A 13666-nucleotide genomic window follows, 5' to 3' on the forward strand; every position below is an offset into this window, starting at 1 on the left:
AAGTACCTTTGGACGAGTTAACGGACTGCATAGCTCTTATTAGCCCCTAAATGTGTATAATTGGACGTGAAAACTATCTATATTTCGAAAATAGGTTCTCCTCGGTCCAATACATATTCTATGTAGCGCGAACCGCAGTCAAATTTTGTTCCTATTTTGATTTGCATAGGCACTTTTTGCCGCGCTCAAGTGTTATAGAAGTTATAAAGGTTAAGGAGGTGCTTCTGTCGCAACAGGATTCGCTAGACCCCAAGGAGCTGGAAGAGTTAATTGATAGTATCCAAAAAGGAAATACCGATCGGTATGCTCTTATCGTCAGAGCTTTTCAAACACCGATCTACCGCTATTGCTATCGTTTGTTAGAAAACAAGCAGGATGCGGAGGACGCGGTTCAGGATATTTTGGTAAAAGGCTATCAATCTATCCTTCAATACAAGTCGCAGATGCATTTCTCGGCATGGCTCTATCGTATCGCGTATCATCATTGCTTAAACCTGCTGCGCAGACGGCGTCTGCAAAAGCGAGTCATGAGTATTTTCAAACCTGAGTTTATGTCTGCAAGTCCTGAACAAGAGCTGGATGATCGGTTGTTTAATCCCTCATTGTCAGCCGCATTAGCGCAGTTGTCGCTGGAAGAGCGGAATATGCTTATTCTGCGAGTGTTTGAGGAAAAAACTTATGCGGAGATCAGCGAAATTCTTGGGGTCAGTCCCAATGCACTGACGAAGAGAATGAACCGGATCAAGCAGAAGGTACAGGAAGGTATGAATTTAGAGGAGGAAATCACATGGAACGAACCCCAATCAGCAATGAATACCAAGATATAATTTATGCTTCAGCTGGGAATGAACTTCTGGGTGAGATCGATGTAGAAGAGAAGGTTATGGGACATATCCGTGGCATATCAGATCGAAAGCGATCGTTCTCGCTCTCGCTGAAGACGATGAATAAAACAACGGCAATTGCAAGTATGTTAGCCCTGTTCCTGATGATCTCAGTGACAGCTTATGCTGCATCGGAATATATCCAGATTCGTAATAGTGAAGGCGTAGTAAAGGTTCAGCATGTTGCGCCGAATGATTCTGCAGGAGTAGCCTCCTATGATAAATATGCTGCGCAGATTGACACATTAGCTAAACCGGGTGAGCTGATCGCTTATTTGGTGAACAATAAGGCGGGTACAGAAGGCTTGGTGACCGAATTGCAATTTAAGTATAAAGAGCAGCGGATAGGTGCATATTCTGATTTTCTGAAGGAAATCAAACGGACAGATGCGCCGATGCTCCCTGCATTGGCATCAGGGTATGCTTTTAAATATGGGGTTATTAATCCTAATCATCCTACAACGGATGCAGATAAGAAAAGCTCTCTTTATAAAGAGACGTTGCGCGATCTTACTGCTCAGGCAAACCAAGAGAAGGGTAGCAGTAATATATTCATGAAAGCTATACCATGGTCGGAACCAGGCTGGATCAGTGCCATTTATTCGAAGGACAATGCCTTTATAGGTATCTCTGCCACGATCATGCATGGCGGGAAAGTGTTTGTGGAGCAAGAACCTGAGAATCAAGCAGATAAGATTGTAGTGGCAGGTACAGAGGTTATTTATAACAAAGTAGTAAAGAAAGAGGTCAGCTACGATTATTTGAATTGGTATAACGAGAAGCAGGATGCTTATTATACACTCACCAGCTACGGAGATAAGATTCTGACCAAGGAGCAATTATTACAGTTGGCTGGGGAGCTGTTGAAGTAGATTCTTTCGTTTTTGTAGTTTTGTAGTTTTGTATTTGCATGCGCTAAGGTAGTTGTAGAGAATGCAATTAGGGAAGAGGGTATGAGCAGATCAGAAATAAATAGTGTATAAAATACAGTTGAATCGTATGCAAATAAGGTAGCAGGTTGAGTAAGATATATAAAAGAAGGTATCCCTAATGTGAAGCTCTAGGGATACCTTCTTTATATTCTTAAGTTGAAAGATCGATCAGGATCAGCCTTCGAGCAGCAGCGCTTCTGGATCTTCCAGCAATTCCTTCACTTTGACGAGGAAGCTTACCGCTTCGGAGCCGTCAACGATCCGGTGATCGTAGGAGAGGGCGATATACATCATTGGACGGTTAACGGTTCTTTCTTCGTCCAGCGCGATTGGACGCAATTGAATCTTATGCATCCCAAGAATACCTACTTGAGGGGTATTCAGAATCGGAGTGGATAACAGTGAACCGAATACACCGCCGTTTGTGATGGTGAACGTTCCGCCTTGAAGCTCGGAGAGGCTTAGCGTATTCGCACGTGCCTTGGAAGCGAGTTCGCCAATCTGGCGTTCGATTTCCGGGAAGCTGAGGCGATCCGCGTCACGGACAACTGGAACCACCAGACCTTCCTTAGCTGCAACGGCAATACCGATGTCGTAGAATTTCTTAACGACCAGATCTTCACCATCGATTTCAGCATTCAGCAGTGGATACGTCTTCAGCGCACCGATCACGGCTTTGGTGAAGAAGGACATGAAGCCTAGTCCAACTTCATGCTTCTCTTTAAAGGCATCCTTGCGGCGTTTACGGATGTCGAGGATCGCTGTCATATCCACCTCGTTGAAGGTAGTCAGCATAGCTGCGGTTTGCTGCGCTTCTACCAAGCGGCTGGCAATCGTGAGCCGTCTGCGCGACATGCGCTTGCGCTCCACGTTCTTGCCATCCTCCGGCGCGGCTTTGCTCGCTGCCGGCTTCGCTGGCTCCGGCTTGACTTGTGCCGCCGGAGCTACTGGTGCAGCGGCCTGCGGCGCTGCACCATGACCCGACACATCGGCCTGACCAATCCGGCCGATCGGATCACGGGCGCTAACCTCGCCGAGGTCGATGCCGCGCTCCCGTGCCAGCTTGCGTGCGCCCGGCGATGCCAATGCAGTGTGGCTGTCGCCACCTGCAGGGGCTTCGGGCGCTGCTACAGGTGCGGCTGCTGCGCTGCCGCTTGCCGGTGCCGCTTCAGGCGCTTTGCTCTCAGCGGCCTGCGGCTTACTGCCGCTAGCGGCTCCAATGATGCCGATGGCTTCGCCAACGGCTACGTTCTCGCCCGCTTGACGTAGGATGGAGGAGATGACACCCTCCACCTCCGCACTAATTTCCAGATTGACTTTATCTGTCTCTAACTCAGCAAGCACATCGCCTTGACCTACCGTGTCGCCTTCTTTAACCAGCCATTTGTAGATGGTTCCTTCGGATATAGATTCTCCCAGATCGGGTACTAAGATTTCTGACACAGGCCGTTACCTCCCCAAACATAATGGTTTACGCTATTGTGATACCGTCCTCTTAGGAGGACGGTACAGCCGTTTGTACTTGTGAATTTGATTTTAGGGCCTCTGAAACAATTCTACGCTGTTCAAAGCTATGAACATCTGCATAACCACTGGCTGGACTGGAACGTTCAGGACGTCCGATATATCTCACGCTGGTGTTTTGCGGTGCAATGGAGCGTAACCGAGGTTCGGTGTAGCTCCAGCCACCCATATTTTTCGGCTCTTCTTGCACCCAGACAATTTCCTGAAGAGCTGGGAACGAGCTTAGGTGAGCATTCAGTTCACGTTCTGGGAACGGATAGAGTTGCTCTAGGCGAAGTACATGTAGCCAAGACCAATCTTTGTCTGAGGCAGCTTCGAGTTCTGTTTGGATGTCGATAGCTACTTTACCGCTGCAGACTACAAGACGCTTAACCTCACCTGGTTTTTTGCCTAGCAGAGGCTCTGATAACACAGGCTGGAATTGTCCTGAGGCGAGCTCAGTTCCGGCAGAAGCGCTCCGTGTATTACGAATGAGACTCTTCGGTGTCATGATGACTAGCGGTCTTGCATCTTCCTGTCCGCATAACGCCGCTTGGCGCCGCAAGAGATGGAAATACTGGGAGGCGCTCGTCAAGTTGGCAACGGTCCAGTTTTCTTCTGCGGATAATTGCAGGAAGCGTTCCAATCTACCGCTGGAATGCTCAGGTCCCTGTCCTTCGTAACCATGAGGCAGCATGATGACAAGATTGCTGCGCTGCGTCCATTTGGCGCGTCCAGCGGCAATGAATTGGTCAAATATAACTTGACCTGCATTAGCGAAATCGCCATATTGTGCTTCCCAGATCACGAAGGTTTCCGGTGCGAACACGTTATAACCATATTCAAAGCCTAATACCGATGCTTCTGACAGCGGACTGTTGTATACCCCAAAGGAAGCGCGGGAATTACTCAGCTGATGAAGCGGAGAGAACAATTCCCCAGTCTTACTGTCGTGCAGCACTAGATGTCGATGAGCGAAGGTTCCGCGCTGAGCATCCTGGCCGCTCAGGCGAATTGGCGTACCATCTTTTAGAATGGTAGCGAAGGCGAGAGACTCAGCAAGTGCCCAGTCGACCTTCTCACCTTCATTCAGTGCATCCTTACGGCGTTGCAGAATTCGTTCCAGCTTCGGATAGACTTGGAATCCTTCTGGCACAGTCAGCAGTTCACGATTGATCTCCTGCAGACTGGAGATAGATAATGCTGTTGAGCCTGGCGCAGCGTGTTCCGCTTCTAAAGGAATGAAGGCTTTTGGTTCTTTTTTCTTGTGATTGCCTTCCTTCATACTATCATACGCACGTTGCAAAACGCTTTCTGCAGCAGCATTCATCTCTTTAACATCGTCAGCTGTAAGAATCTTTTCACGCTGTAGTCGCTCAGCATAAACCTTGTAGACGGTTGGATGTTTACGCACCTTACTGTAAACAATAGGCTGTGTAGTATCAGGATCATCCATTTCGTTATGACCATGACGGCGGTAGCCGATGAGATCAATCACGAAATCCTTTTTAAATTGGTGGCGATATGCGCTAGCTAAACGGACAGCTGCTACACAGGCTTCCGGATCATCAGCGTTGACATGGACAATCGGGATTTCATACCCTTTGGCGATATCACTGGCATAATGCGTAGAACGGGAGTCTTCACTTTCGGTCGTAAAGCCGATCCGGTTATTAACAATGATATGGATCGTTCCACCATTCTGATAACCTTGAAGTTTGCCGATATTAAGTGTTTCTGCAACAATCCCTTCACCCGGAAAAGCAGCATCGCCATGCATTAGCACTGCTATAGCTTTACTGGTATCAATCTTAGGCAGCCCGGCAGTGCTCCGATCCTCTTGAGCGGCACGAGTGAAACCTTCCACGACAGGATTGACGAATTCCAAGTGACTTGGATTGTTCGCTAGTGTTATTCTTGTGCGTACGGTTTCTCCTTCACGGACAGCGCGGTCTGCACCGAGATGGTATTTCACATCACCCGTCCAGCCATAGTTAATTCCTGTAGAGCCTTCGGAAGGGAAGAGCTCCTTGTTTGGAGAATGATGAAACTCTGAAAATATAATATCATAAGGTTTGCCTAAAATATGTGCGAGAACGTTGAGACGGCCGCGGTGCGCCATACCCATCAGAATATGCTCTGCGCCGTCATGCGCAGCAGCGCGTACGATTTCATCGAGCATAGGCACAAGAGCGTCGTTGCCTTCCAAGCTGAAACGTTTCTGACCCACAAAGGTCTTGTGGAGGAAGGTTTCGAATTGCTCTACTTGAATCAGGCGGTTCAGTAGTTCTTTGCGTTCTGAATTATTTAAAGGTGCTGGTGAGCTAGTGGATTCTGCCTGTCTATTCAGCCATTGCAATTCTTTTTCCTCATGCACATGCCCGAATTCATAGGCGATAGTTTTGGTATATGCCTGACGCATACGCTGAACAGCATCCCATCCGGTATGCACGTCATTCGGTGCATTCTCCCAAATGAGTGTGGCAGGTAATGCGATCAGATCCTCACGGGTCAGCCCATAAGTTTCAAGTTCGAGATATTTAGCCATGGGATTGTGGTCCCGCTCAAGCGGATCAATTTCAGCGGCCATATGGCCATATATACGAATATTAGCGATTAACTTGGAAGCTCTTACTGCTTTTCTAAGCCATTCGGTGTCTCCTGAAATGCGAGGCTGTGGAGCCGGTTCGCTATCCGGTGTTAATGGTGGGGGACCCGAATTTGTAAAAAGTTCACGATAATTATTCTCTACGGTGGTTGGGTCTTTCACAAATTGCTCGTATCTTTCTTGAATGTAGCCTAAATTGGGTCCATAATACTTACTCCAAATGGATTCGTTATAGGGCTCTTTGGCTGCCATGAATACATCCTCCTCAACGGATGAACTCCATACGTGACATTTTGTGTCAATGCTTGTAGGAGCTGTGATGATTGCGGTTTCATTCCTCATCTTATTGTGCTACTTTCCACACATGTAATCAATTCATTCTTTCGTCTAATACGTTCGCAAAATGGTATGGGTTAGCTTGTTCTACTAAATAAAGAGTTGTTCTTTTTTATTACCCATTCTAAAGGCCTACTAAAATGATTCTATTATCCTTAATTTTAACTAAATAGGGAATGGGACATTATTATATTGGCTTATATAATTTTATGAATAAGACGAGTATCGCGATAATAGGACAGGAAATTCTATAAAAGAACTTCTATTTTTTGTTTTTTAATGGAAAAACTAATCAGAAATCGACACACTTTTTCACTTTAGTATAGTATAATGTTATTGCAGTTAGCGTTTTTCATATATTTCAAAGTAGATCCTTTCACGTAAAGGGTCCAGTAAAAGGTAAACTTGCCGAAAGGCAGGGGCACAAAGTCGCGGGTCTAAGGTAGAAATACTATGACAGCCGGATTGCCTGGGGACGTAAAATCTTAGGAGGAGATTTTTTGGACAAGTCCAACCAGGGAAGCAACAGAGAACAGCAGGTCATTGATCTAGACGTAGAGTGGGTCCATTTATTATTAGCAGCTAAGAAGGCTGGCATAAAGGCAGATGAAATTCGTCGCTTCTTTCATGAGAAGACTGTGCAAGCCGTGCAGTAATACATTCAGAGCATTACATATCAAATGAGCACAGCGATAACTCGCTGTGCTTTTTTTCTTTATATAAGAAGCTATAAGTTTCAGATGACACACTGTCCTTATATTCTAGTAGAATATAAAACGCCTTCGCAGTCCATATAGGAGAACGAAGGCGCTTATGCTTGATAGTATGAGTAGAAGAGGATCTTATCAGATCAGATGGAAGGATTAATCCTTCTGATCCAGGCGCCATTTCTGGTAGTCCAGAAACTCCTTGAATTCGCGTTTGCTTATGCCTGAGGCCATAGCTTCCTGCACCAATCGGAACCATTCCGAATCTAAAGGTGATTCCTCAGCATCATTAGGTTCTCCATAGAGCAAAGCGTGGATGGATACCTGAAGCGCGTCGGCGATCTTTTCGATAAATTGGATTGAAGGATTGGATTGGATGTTTCTCTCCACATTGCTAAGATACGACTTAGCAACATCCGCTCTGTCCGCAAGCTCAGATAGGGACAATCCCTTTTCTAGGCGGAGATGCTGGATACGTTGGCCCATATTTTGTGGCACTATGCTGACGCCCCTCCGTAATTTTTGTTATTAGTATAGCAAATATCAATAAATTCGACAAAGATTATTGTAAAGAAAAAAGCAGCATCTACTTATCCGCTTTCCGGAATAAGAATCTGCTGCTCTTCGAATGGAAGACTTATTAGATTATTTAGCGGATCCAGCTGTTTGCTTACCTACGAAATCCCAAGTCAGAGTTAATGAATCTTTTTGGAAGTAGTTTTGCTCTTGGCCGTTATCAACAAATTCGAATTGAACGGTGAAGCTATCATTTGTGCCGGCCTTAATTCCAGATGCTTCGCTAGTACCCCAGATTGCATCAAGTCCAGTGTTTTTTACGAGATCCGGTGTCTGAGTCTTCAAATCGGCCAGGGTAGTTTCCCAAACTACTTTCTCTTCACTACCAGGTAAGATGCCGCTTTTATCTTTATTCACCAGGAATTTAACTTTGATGAATTTTGCCAAATCGTTAGCGCCGTTGTTACCACCTACATCATTAATAGAGGTAGCTGTTTTGAGGAGGATCGAACCGATATCAAGTGTACCGTCATTTTTTAGTTTGAAGTCTCTTTTGATCGTATCGCCTGGCTTCAGATCCTTCAAATCAACGATAACAGAAGGATCAGAGTTCAAATCCAGTGTACCTGCTGCGAATGTAGCGGTGCTTTGTGCAGTGTCGCTAAAGTAAGCGAATGTTCCTCCACCAATCAATGATAAACCCAGTGCTGCAGATGCTACGCCAAGACCCAATGTTTTTTTGATACCCATAATTAAAATTCCTCCTCGGTTTTGTGGTTTTTTTATAAAAGTTATATATTGTAACTTCCGGTTCGTAAGCGGAAGCGGACAATCAACGAATTACTGTATTTCAGTTGGAGGTGGAGAGGTGGGCAGTATAGCCGCATTTTTCTTTTCGAGTGCAGCTACAGCCTTCCATGATGAATACAGGGCATAGAGCAGGAGCATCAAGCCTGGTACGATCATGAGCACAACACTTCCAGCTTTGGAAACTGCGAAATTCATAGCGTAACCTACATAAGGTACGGTGACCCCTGCATACTCAGCTACAACATTCGTGGAACTGGTAGGGTTCATATCAGGCGCATCATTGTTATCGCCTTTCGTGCGATACATGGCTTCACCAGTAGCATTGTTCATTGTTGCTTCTACAACACGGTGAGTAATGAGCAGGTTTTCTTCATTTCTAAAGGTGATAACATCGCCTTTTTTGAAGCGATTCATATCTCCTCCGGGTTTTAAAGCGACAATCGATCCGGTTTGAATCCCTGGCTCCATCGAACCTGAGAGTACCGATTTGATCTGGTATCCGAAGAAGGCAGGTTCACCGCCGGAGGCCTTGGATAACACTACGGCTATCACCAGCAGAATAAAGATCACAAGCATGATGCTCGATAATGTATTGTTGATCATTTTTTTAATCCGCATATTATTCTCCACCTTTGTCTTGTTGAGGGGCCGAAGGAGCTGGTGTTGCTGCCGGCGGGGAAGAGGTTGTAGCTTCCGCCTTTGGCGTCTCCTGAGGAACCTTTTGCTGTGGTATATCTTGTGGAATCGTTGGCTCTTCACCAACTTCCGGATCGACCGGGTTAGTAGCTGGGGCTTCAGGTTGCTCTTTATTTATGTTCTCTGGAGCAGCTTCACCTGTCGGTGGAGTCGCTTCCGTTTTTGCTTTCTCTTCAGCTTCAGCTTTCGCTTTGTCCTCTGCTTCTTGCTTTTCTTTTTTCTCCAGGGCCAAACGTTCTTCTTTCTTCGCTTGTTCCAGCGCCTCTAATCGGGCTTTCTCAAGGGCTTCCAATTGTTGTTCGCGGGTTTGACTGATCAATTGGAGCTGACTCTGAAGAGTGCTGATGCCTGAAGTAGCTGATTCTTTAAGATCATTCATTTCAGTATTGAGATTTTCATAAGTGGAGGTAAGCTCGCTAGAGATATTGCCAGCCGGTTGACTAAAAGCAATCAGGTAGGGGAACGGCTGCTGAAACGCCTCATTGCGTAACTCTGGTTGTCCATATACATCACTGGTCACTACCGAAGCAAACGGAAGACCGATGTCGTGAATAGAATTTAGGTATTGGATGACTCCATTTAAGGAAGCATTCAGGGATTCAGAGATTACACCACTTTGATTCAGGCTATTTTGCAGCTCACTGAAGAATTGTTCATCCTTGATTTCTAAACAGTTTGAATCTAGAGAGGTCATATATCCTCCAATCTGGAATAATACGGCTGCTGCTGCGTTCAGCTCACTATTGATTTCGTTCCAAATTTGGCTGTTGGTGGCCAATTGCTCATTAACGCCATCAATTTGAGATTGAAGCGCGGAGATTTGCGAGGAAATCTCTTGCGCTGCGACATCAAGCTCATCCAGCGACATGCCTTCTATTCCCGAAACATCTGAGAGACTGCCTGAAGGGGCATAGCTTTGTAGCGATCCTTTTAAAGCAGTAGCTTTTTCGATATGATCTTTGAGTTCTGTTAGAAGCCCTTTGATCGAGTTTGGAAAGACTTCGCAAAAGCTAATTGTGCTGGTCGCTTGCGTAGTAGCTCCAAAACCACCGTAGGTATTACCCACTTGCTGCGAGGTATACAGAAACAAGACGGAGACAGCCATTCCTGATTGCAGAACACGTAGTCCGATTTGCCTCTTTCTTTTAGGTCTTCTTTTTGCTGATCTGGGTCTCAGAGGAATACCTCCCCTCAATGTCTTGAATTTCTTTGGTTCGTTATTGTCGTTCTCAATAAAGAACAACTTCTGTAATGAATAATACATGGAATAAATTGAAAAGAAAACTGCCAATAAGCCTAGTTTGTGCTCTATAAAGAACGAAAATGTTAATTTATCTCTATTTACCTCGGTTTTTCGCTCGATATCTATTTTTATTCGCAATAGAGAACAATATGTAAGAAATGGGGAGGCATTAAAAATAGCCTAATCATGCGAGAGGCACAATTAGGCTATTAAGAATCCTTTGGAGTTGAATTTGTGGAGCGGGTTAGGGAAGACGAGTACCACGCGAACTAACGTATAAGTCATACCACTCTTTACGAGTAAGCTCCAGCTTGTCCGCATCGGCGCAGGCAGCAATGCGCTGCGGATTCACAGTCCCAATCACAGGCTGAATAGCTGCCGGATGTGTCATTAGCCAGGATAGCACTATGGCTTCGGGTGTTGTTCCTTTTTTATCTGCAAGTTGTTTAACCATGGCAGCGGTCTGGACGATATTCTCTGGTTGATCCTCTAATGAACGTCCGCTAAATAAGCCTTGTGCGAGTGGGCCCCAAGCTTGAAGCTGAATATTCTCCATTCGACAATGCTCAAGGGTTCCCTCAGGAAAGGTAATATCCTTCCAAGGTTCACGGTTTACACTGATTCCAGCATCGACCCAGCTCAGCTTGGCTAGGCTCATATGTAGCTGGTTTACGATAAAAGGCTCATCGCAAGAGGCTTGGAGCATTTTGATTTGCGCTGCGCTCATATTGGATACACCGAAATGGCGAACCTTGCCTGCTGCTTTTAATTGATGCAATGCAGAGGCTACTTCCTCCGGATCCATTAGGGGATCAGGCCGATGAAGCAGCAGAATATCTATATATTCTGTTCCTAGTCTCTGCAATATTCCATCTACACTGCTTAGAATATGCTGGCTTGAGAAATCGAACACATTAGAGCTGTCTCCAGGCTCCATCAGCTTAATACCGCATTTCGATTGAATAATGATTTCTTCGCGGAGTCCTGGGCGTTCTTTGAAGATCTGACCGAACACCTTCTCGGCTTTACCGCGGGTATAAATATCTGCATGATCAAACATATTGATACCAATAGAAAGTGCAGCGTCGACGGCTGCATGTCCTTGCTTAACATTCTCGGCGGTAATAGGTTCATGATCCCAGCCCCCACCAAATCCCATACAACCTAGAGCAATACGGCTGGCTGGTATACCGCGCTTGTTTAAAGGCAGCGTTCTCAACAATGTGATTCCTCCTAGGAAAATATGATTGCGTACACGTACATATTGTACACTTTTAGAATCCTGTATGGTATTTATTACAACTGGGCAGCAAAAAAAGAAGAGGCCTTTAGGCCTCTACTCTAGATTGAGTGGTGTTCCGATATCATTTAACTTACGTGCTACAACGTCATTGTAGAGGTGTTTCAGCCATTTTAGCTCCGTCAGGTTATGTTCATAGGTGCCGTACATGAGATGAAGAGCGGAACGAGGAACAATGGGAATATGTTCTTCATATACCTGATAAGCCAGATTTACCAGATGTTCAGTTTCCCGAATGCGTTCTTCGAGCAGTTTCTCCACTTTGCTTTGATCGACATGACGCGACATGGCTAGCGCCATATACATCGGATGATAGAAAGGCTCGTTCTTTTTAATTTGCTGTAGAATTAACTGTTCGAATAAATTTTTGCCTTGCTCAGTAATACCGTATATGGTTTTATCTGGGCGATCACTGCTGCTAATCACCTCTAAAGCTTCGATATAGCCATCTTGTGCAAGTTTATCGACAGCGTAATAAAGAGACCCAAGCTGCAATTTTGTAATTCGGTCCATGGAGCGTTCTTTCATAACTATTGTAATTTCATAGGGATGCATATTCCGTTCCAGCAGTAGACCGAGAATGGCCAATTTCATCGACATAATCGTTACCTTTTACCCTCGGATGCCTGAGCAGCTTTACTCGGAATGGTGAGGCGGTCTTTTGGCATAAGCAGCACAAAGACTAAACCAAGGACCGCAGGAATCAAGGCCCACATAAAGGTATGTGCGATAGAAGAGGACAGTGCGCTGGATATTTTCTCTAAAATTTCAGGTGGAATCTTGGCTCTTGCTTCAGGTGTCAGGGCCGCCCGCGGATCGCCGAAGGCTGCTGATTGCTCACTTCCGCCAAAAGCGTCGCTAATGCTGCTCGTGAAGCTATTACGCTGAATAATCCCGAAGATTGTAATTCCCAACGTCATTCCAAGAGAGCGCATAAAGGTACTTGTTGAAGTTGCCGAACCGCGTTGGCGCATGTCGAAATTATGGATCGCCGCCATGCTTAGTACGGAGAAGGAGAAGCCTACGCCGAACCCGGTCAAGGCCATAAATATATTCAGCATGAGACGGGAGGTATCTGGTGACAGAGTACTTAGACTATAGACACCTGCGACAAAGCAGACTGCGGACAGGATCATAATGTTGCGGAAGCTGGTTTTGGTTGTAAGCAGCCCCCCGGACTGACTGCCCACGACCGTTCCGATCATCATCGGCATGAGGATCAATCCTGAGTTCGTTGCGGAGCCGCCAAATACACCCTGTACGAAGATAGGAATATAAATTGTAGCTACGATAAAGGCAGAGCCATAGAACAAGGCTGTCACACTACTTGTTGCAAACAACCGTTTACTGAACATCGCGAACGAGATAACAGGTTCAGCCGCCACTCTCTCAATGAGGATGAATGCCAGCAACAGTACAGCAAAACCGGCGAACAAGCCGAGGATAACACTAGAATCCCAAGCGTATTGATTGCCTCCCAGCTCTAGTGCGAACATTAAGCAGATAATGGCGCCGACGAGAGTGAAGGCTCCGCCCCAGTCGATGCGCTGTTTTGCATGAGAGATCGACTCTTTGTAAGAAGTTGCGATCAGAAACAGTGCAATAATTCCGAGCGGCAGGTTAATGTAGAATACCCACTGCCAGCCTACATAGTCGGTGATATATGCACCCAGTAACGGTCCTAGTACACTGGAGATTCCGAAGACGGCACCGAATAGGCCGGTCAGCTTTCCTCTTTTTTCAGGAGGGTAAATGTCGAAGACGATGGTGAAGGCGATAGGCATTAGTGCACCGCCGCCGATCCCTTGAACAGCCCGATAAATACTGAGCTGCGTAATACTGGTTGCAGTACCACACAGTGCTGAGCCAACCAGGAATACAATCAGACCGAACATGAAGAAACGTTTACGTCCGTACATATCTGAGAGCTTGCCGAAGATAGGGGTTCCAGCCATTACCATGACCATATAGGCCGAGGTGACCCATACGATTTTATCCAGACCGCCAAGGTCAGAGACTATGGTTCCCATAGCTGAAGCTACAATGGTATTGTCCATCGCGGACATCAGAATACCGAGCAGCAGGCCGACAACTACGAGTTTAAGATTACTTTCTTTAGTATGCATGCTTC

The 13666-nt window shown here is 45.9% G+C and carries 12 protein-coding genes and 1 riboswitch; of the genes, 3 read left to right on the forward strand and 9 right to left on the reverse strand.

The genetic code is table 11. The annotated features are described in order from the left end of the window. Positions 1 to 218: 218 nt before the first annotated feature. Together R50345_RS01725 and R50345_RS01730 are read left to right on the forward strand one after the other, a co-directional pair. Positions 219 to 827, forward strand: a complete 609-nt coding sequence (locus R50345_RS01725; protein ID WP_052414430.1) for an RNA polymerase sigma factor — start codon at positions 219 to 221, stop codon at positions 825 to 827. Then, a complete protein-coding gene (locus R50345_RS01730) occupies positions 788 to 1756 on the forward strand; it encodes a hypothetical protein (protein ID WP_042123556.1) in 969 nt (322 codons plus the stop codon). Before R50345_RS01725 ends, R50345_RS01730 begins: the two co-directional genes overlap by 40 nt. 234 nt (positions 1757 to 1990) lie before the next feature. On the opposite strand, the gene odhB is transcribed toward R50345_RS01730, so the two are convergent. After that, positions 1991 to 3259 (reverse strand): 2-oxoglutarate dehydrogenase complex dihydrolipoyllysine-residue succinyltransferase, encoded by a 1269-nt coding sequence (gene odhB / locus R50345_RS01735; RefSeq protein ID WP_042123558.1) that lies wholly within the window; start codon positions 3257 to 3259, stop codon positions 1991 to 1993. Between the two features lie 52 nt (positions 3260 to 3311). Continuing rightward, on the reverse strand, positions 3312 to 6179 hold the full coding sequence (locus R50345_RS01740; RefSeq protein ID WP_042123561.1) for a 2-oxoglutarate dehydrogenase E1 component: 2868 nt from the start codon (positions 6177 to 6179) through the stop codon (positions 3312 to 3314). Positions 6180 to 6651: 472 nt separating this feature from the next. After that, positions 6652 to 6736, forward strand: a riboswitch (cyclic di-GMP riboswitch). 27 nt (positions 6737 to 6763) lie between these two features. Between R50345_RS01740 and R50345_RS31070 the strand changes: the two genes are divergently transcribed. Beyond that, on the forward strand, positions 6764 to 6919 hold the full coding sequence (locus R50345_RS31070) for an anti-repressor SinI family protein (protein ID WP_231573373.1): 156 nt from the start codon (positions 6764 to 6766) through the stop codon (positions 6917 to 6919). A gap of 207 nt (positions 6920 to 7126) precedes the next feature. On the opposite strand, the gene R50345_RS01745 is transcribed toward R50345_RS31070, so the two are convergent. From R50345_RS01745 to R50345_RS01775, 7 genes are all read right to left on the reverse strand, one after another. Continuing rightward, positions 7127 to 7456 carry a helix-turn-helix domain-containing protein gene (locus R50345_RS01745; RefSeq protein WP_042131791.1) on the reverse strand — a complete coding sequence of 110 codons (330 nt, stop codon included), beginning with the start codon at positions 7454 to 7456 and terminating at the stop codon, positions 7127 to 7129. A 159-nt stretch (positions 7457 to 7615) separates the two neighbouring features. Continuing rightward, positions 7616 to 8236, reverse strand: coding sequence for a TasA family protein (locus R50345_RS01750; RefSeq protein ID WP_042123563.1), 621 nt, complete (start codon positions 8234 to 8236; stop codon positions 7616 to 7618). Positions 8237 to 8326: 90 nt separating this feature from the next. Then, positions 8327 to 8914 (reverse strand): signal peptidase I SipW, encoded by a 588-nt coding sequence (gene sipW / locus R50345_RS01755; RefSeq protein ID WP_042123565.1) that lies wholly within the window; start codon positions 8912 to 8914, stop codon positions 8327 to 8329. 1 nt (position 8915) lies between these two features. Then, positions 8916 to 10256, reverse strand: coding sequence for a hypothetical protein (locus tag R50345_RS01760; protein WP_231574013.1), 1341 nt, complete (start codon positions 10254 to 10256; stop codon positions 8916 to 8918). Between the two features lie 223 nt (positions 10257 to 10479). Continuing rightward, on the reverse strand, positions 10480 to 11457 hold the full coding sequence (locus tag R50345_RS01765; protein ID WP_042123569.1) for an aldo/keto reductase: 978 nt from the start codon (positions 11455 to 11457) through the stop codon (positions 10480 to 10482). Positions 11458 to 11571: 114 nt separating this feature from the next. Then, entirely contained in the window at positions 11572 to 12135 is a 564-nt protein-coding gene (locus R50345_RS01770; protein WP_042123570.1) for a PadR family transcriptional regulator, read from the reverse strand. 5 nt (positions 12136 to 12140) lie between these two features. Beyond that, positions 12141 to 13661 (reverse strand): MDR family MFS transporter, encoded by a 1521-nt coding sequence (locus R50345_RS01775; RefSeq protein WP_042123572.1) that lies wholly within the window; start codon positions 13659 to 13661, stop codon positions 12141 to 12143. Positions 13662 to 13666: the final 5 nt, after the last annotated feature.

This window comes from Paenibacillus sp. FSL R5-0345 (genome assembly GCF_000758585.1).
In the GTDB taxonomy this organism is placed as follows: Bacteria; Bacillota; Bacilli; order Paenibacillales; family Paenibacillaceae; genus Paenibacillus_AQ.

Bases quoted from the DNA above. Each gene is read 5' to 3' on its own strand.
- sipW (WP_042123565.1), bottom strand. From the start codon at position 8,914: ATGCGGATTAAAAAAATGATCAACAATACATTATCGAGCATCATGCTT.
- R50345_RS01745 (WP_042131791.1), bottom strand. From the start codon at position 7,456: ATGGGCCAACGTATCCAGCATCTCCGCCTAGAAAAGGGATTGTCCCTA.
- R50345_RS01740 (WP_042123561.1), bottom strand. From the start codon at position 6,179: ATGGCAGCCAAAGAGCCCTATAACGAATCCATTTGGAGTAAGTATTAT.
- R50345_RS01760 (WP_231574013.1), bottom strand. From the start codon at position 10,256: ATGTATTATTCATTACAGAAGTTGTTCTTTATTGAGAACGACAATAAC.
- R50345_RS01775 (WP_042123572.1), bottom strand. From the start codon at position 13,661: ATGCATACTAAAGAAAGTAATCTTAAACTCGTAGTTGTCGGCCTGCTG.
- R50345_RS01770 (WP_042123570.1), bottom strand. From the start codon at position 12,135: ATGTCGATGAAATTGGCCATTCTCGGTCTACTGCTGGAACGGAATATG.
- R50345_RS01730 (WP_042123556.1), top strand. From the start codon at position 788: ATGGAACGAACCCCAATCAGCAATGAATACCAAGATATAATTTATGCT.
- R50345_RS01750 (WP_042123563.1), bottom strand. From the start codon at position 8,236: ATGGGTATCAAAAAAACATTGGGTCTTGGCGTAGCATCTGCAGCACTG.